The organism is bacterium, assembly GCA_035945995.1.
Lineage (GTDB): Bacteria > Sysuimicrobiota > Sysuimicrobiia > Sysuimicrobiales > Segetimicrobiaceae > DASSJF01.
Map to the genome: position 1 here is coordinate 1 of DASYZR010000060.1, position 4,249 is coordinate 4,249.

At 65.8% G+C, this 4,249-nt stretch carries 3 protein-coding genes and 1 pseudogene; 2 read left to right on the top strand and 2 right to left on the bottom strand.

Annotated features, from left to right (window positions below):
* A partial coding sequence (locus VGZ23_05695) for a hypothetical protein (protein HEV2357088.1) occupies positions 1–234 on the bottom strand: 234 nt, incomplete at its 3' end.
* A 197-nt stretch (positions 235–431) separates the two neighbouring features.
* Here VGZ23_05695 and VGZ23_05700 point away from each other — a divergent pair.
* Both VGZ23_05700 and VGZ23_05705 read left to right on the top strand, forming a co-directional pair.
* Positions 432–1,508, top strand: coding sequence for a glycosyltransferase family 4 protein (locus tag VGZ23_05700; protein HEV2357089.1), 1,077 nt, complete (start codon positions 432–434; stop codon positions 1,506–1,508).
* Positions 1,509–1,636: 128 nt separating this feature from the next.
* Positions 1,637–3,826: a glycogen debranching N-terminal domain-containing protein gene (locus VGZ23_05705; GenBank protein HEV2357090.1), complete on the top strand. Its 2,190-nt coding sequence runs from the start codon at positions 1,637–1,639 to the stop codon at positions 3,824–3,826.
* A 119-nt stretch (positions 3,827–3,945) separates the two neighbouring features.
* On the opposite strand, the pseudogene VGZ23_05710 reads toward VGZ23_05705, so the two are convergent.
* Positions 3,946–4,249 (bottom strand): annotated as a pseudogene (locus VGZ23_05710) (alcohol dehydrogenase).

Here is a 4,249-nt window from a genome sequence, read left to right on the forward strand (position 1 = left end):
CGGGGTACCCTTCAATCGCGGGATGCGGATGATGAGGTAGGTACCATCCGCGCGGTCCACAGACCGGCGTTGACGCATCGGGATTTCGAATGTGGTCTTGACCACGCGGGAAACGTTGCGCTGTTCCTCGATCACAACCACTTCGCGCCAGACCGATGGTCCCTCGATATCGATATCGGCCCGGAGCTGATGTTCTTTCGTGTCATCATCAACGGTGTCGAGCAAGCGGAGCATGGGCTGGCGAGGCGGCACGTGGTTGTGTCATGGTGGCTGGATGGCGTACGATCGGTCACCGACTTGCCCCCGCACCTGCAACCGGCCGCCCGGCGGCACCCGCGCCTCGCCTTATTGAGAGAGCCACCCCGAGCGGCCGGATTCTGAGACAGACGGCGACCTGCGCAGGCGCGAGCGCGTGGGGAGGGAGGACGTCAATGCGTATCGGCCAAGTGGCGCCGCTGTATGAGTCCGTGCCGCCAAAGCTGTACGGCGGGACAGAGCGAGTCGTCTGCGGTTTGACCGAGGAACTTACGCGGCGCGGTCACGAGGTCGTGCTGTTCGCGAGCGGTGATTCCCAGACTTCGGCACGTCTGGTCCCGTGTGCTCCGCAGGGACTGCGGTTGAACCCCGACGTGCGCGACTCCATCGCCTGCACGATCCGCGAGCTCGGGCGCGTCACCCGGATGGCTGACGACTTGGATGTGATTCACAATCACATCGACTATTTCGCGTTCCCGTACACCCGTCTAATCCGGACGCCGGTGGTGACCACGCTGCATGGAAGGCTTGACCTGGCGGAAGTCCGCGCCGTCTTCGAAGACTTTCCCGAAGTAGGGCTTGTCTCGATCAGCAACGCGCAACGAGCCCCGCTGCCGTCGGCGAATTGGCTGGCCACCGTGTACAATGGCATCGATCTCCGGCACTTCACCTTCTGCGACCGCCCCGGGCGCTATCTCGCGTTCCTTGGCCGCATCTCTCTGGAAAAACGGCCGGATCGGGCGATCGAGATCGCCCGAGCGGTCGGCATGCCGCTCCGGATCGCCGCGAAAGTTGACCCGGTTGATCACGAATACTACGTGCACGCCATCAAGCCGCTGTTGCGGGATCGTAACATCGAGTATTTGGGCGAGATCGGGGAGGCGCAGAAAGACGAATTTCTCGGGAATGCCTACGCGTATCTCTTCCCGATCGATTGGCCCGAACCGTTCGGGATCACGATGGTGGAGGCCATGGCGTGCGGCACCCCGGTCATTGCCATGGCGCACGGCTCCGTGCCCGAGATCGTGGCGCACGGGGAGACGGGGTTCGTGTGCCGGACCATCGCGGACATGATCAAGGCCGTGGGGGAGGTGCCGCGCATCGATCGGCGGATGTGCCGGGCGCGGGTGGCGGAACGGTTCTCGATCAAGCAAATGGCCGACGGATACGAGGCCGTCTACCGCCGAGTGTGCGAGCCCGCACCGGGCGCGTCGCACGCGTTGGCGGCCGTAGCTGCAGGGACTCATGGATAGATTCCGGATGTCCTTCAGTTCATACTGCTTCCAGAATCGCGCGGTGACGACGCTCGCTCCGCGCGCGCAGCCCAGGCAGGTCCTGTGAGATCGCGAAAGGTATCCTCGATGCCCGGCGTCGGCAGTCCGTGGGCGTCCACCTCGGCCGCGAGATGACGGCCTTCGGGATGCTCGGGGAGGTGAGGGTCGGCCCCAATATCATCACCATCAACCGCGGCCGGGCCTTCATGGTCAGCGGACTCGACGGCAGCATCCGCGGAGCCGCGGAGCAGGGTTTGTTCTCCCAGGACATCCGGTTTCTTTCGCACTACCGGTACCTCATCAACGGGCGGAATTGGACTCCGGTCACGTCGGCGCCGCTCTCCCAGGTCAGCGCGCGCTTCGTGTTCACCAATCCGACGCTTGCGAGCGCCGTCGGGCCGATTCCGAAGCATGTCCTTGGGCTGACCGTCACGCGGACGATCTCCGACGGCGTGCACGAAGACCTGGATCTCGTGAACTACCATCAGCGGCTGGTCCGGCTGACCCTGGAGATCGAGGTCGGCTCGGATTTTGCCGATCTCTTCGAGGTGCGGCGAAACTATCCGCGGATCCGCCGAACGGTCCGCACCCATTGGGAGGCGGCCGCGCAGCGGCTCGACACGGAGTACAAGCGCGATGGGTACCACCCGCGATTTTCCTACGAAATCTCCCGCAGCGACGGCCGGGCGCACCATCAGGGCAACTCGCTGCTGTTCGACATTGTGCTGCCGCCGGGAGGACAGTGGCATACGTGCGCACGGCTGATTCCGGAGGTGGACGGCATCGTGTATGCCGCGCCCTCCGGTTGCGGGTTGGTGTCCGTCGCGGATCGGGACGCCCTGCTCGAAAGGTGGCATGCCTCTGCGACCCACTTCCACACGAACGATGACACGATCACGCATATCTTGCGACAATCGACCGATGATCTCGTTTCGCTTCTGCTGGACGACGTGCCACCGGAGACCCCCTGCGTGCTCGCTGCCGGTGCACCCTGGTTTATCGCACTCTTCGGGAGAGACAGCCTCATCGCCGGGATGCAGACACTCGCCCTGCACCGCTCGTTTGGACTGGGTGCGCTCGCGGCCCTGGCGCGTCACCAAGCGACGCGGTCCGACGATGTCCGGGACGCCGACCCGGGCAAGATTCCACACGAACTCAGAAGCGGCGAACTCGCACGATTCGAGCTGATCCCTCACACACCGTACTACGGCACCGCCGACGCGACCATTCTCTACCCCATCCTCTTGCATGAGGCCTATCTATGGACCGGCGACCGCGGGATCCTCGAAACCCACCTGCCCGTCGCCGCGCGATGCCTGGACTGGGTCGACACCTACGGGGACCGGGACGGCGACGGCTTCCAAGAATACCGGACGCGCTCACCGCGCGGGATCAAACATCAGGGCTGGAAGGACTCCGGCGACGGCGTCGTCTACGAGAACGGGGAGCCGGCCGAGCCCCCTATCGCTCTGTGCGAGTTACAGGGCTACGTCTACGATGCCAAGCGGCGAATGGCCGCACTGTACGAGACGGTCGGGAAGCCCGAGATGACCGACCGTCTCAGACGCGAGGCGCAGAATCTCTTCAATCGGTTCAACGACGCATTCTGGCTCGACGACGAAGGCACGTACGCCTACGGGCTCGACGCCCTCAAGCATCCGATCACAAGCGTCGTCAGCAACGCCGGCCACTGTCTGTGGTCGGGCATCGTGCCACCGGAACGGGCGCCGCGCGTCATCGCGCGCCTGACCGCCGACGACATGTGGAGCGGGTGGGGGATCCGCACGCTCAGCGCCGCGCACCCGGCGTTCAATCCGTTCGCCTACCAGCGCGGCGCGGTCTGGCCGCACGACAACGCGCTGATCGGCGCGGGATGCCGCCGGTACGGGGATGCGGCGGCCGCGGCCAAGATTGCACGGGCGATCTTTGACGCCGCCGCGCAGTTTCAGCAGTTCCAGTTGCCTGAATTGTTGTCTGGACTCGACCGGACGCGCTTCGATTTTCCGGTCCGCTACCTGGACGCCAACGTGCCGCAGGCATGGGCGGCCGGAAGTGTCTTCTTCCTTATCCGCGTGCTGCTGGGCCTCCGCGCCGACGCACCCGCCGGCCGGCTGTACGTCGCCCCCACGCTGCCGGGATGGCTCAGTCAGGTCCACGTCGACAATCTCCGGGTCGGAGATGCGCGCGTCGCGTTCCGGTGCTGGCGCGAAGGCGACCAGTCGCGCTTCGAAGTCGAGGAAATTACCGGTCGCCTGGACGTCGTTCCGGCCGAAGAGCTGGAAGTGCCCGTGCGGTAGGCCATCGGGCGGCCGGTGCCGGCACGGCGGATCGCACGGAGTTGCTGTTGCAACAGCGCCCGGTGCCGCTGCGCCACCCGGACGCCGCGTACCCCGAGGAACAGGTTTGACTCTGGCGGCACCACTTGCGCACCCGCATGGCGGGCCGGGTAACACGCGATATGTCCAACGCCGCCGGAAGCTCCCGTGACGAGAACGGTTCGGGCGACCAGCGCCCCTCCGCGCTTGACGGCATGCAGCGCCGTAAGACCGGCCACCAGCAGAGTTGCGGCCTCGCCGCGGGCAGTTCTGCCAGCGCGTGGGTCGGCACGGCCACCAGTTCGGCCTATGCACCGGACTCAACGAGGCCGACCACGCCGCGCCGACGCCGGGGCCCGAGCCATCCGCCGCGGCCTGTTCCACCGTGCCGGCCAGGTCCCATCC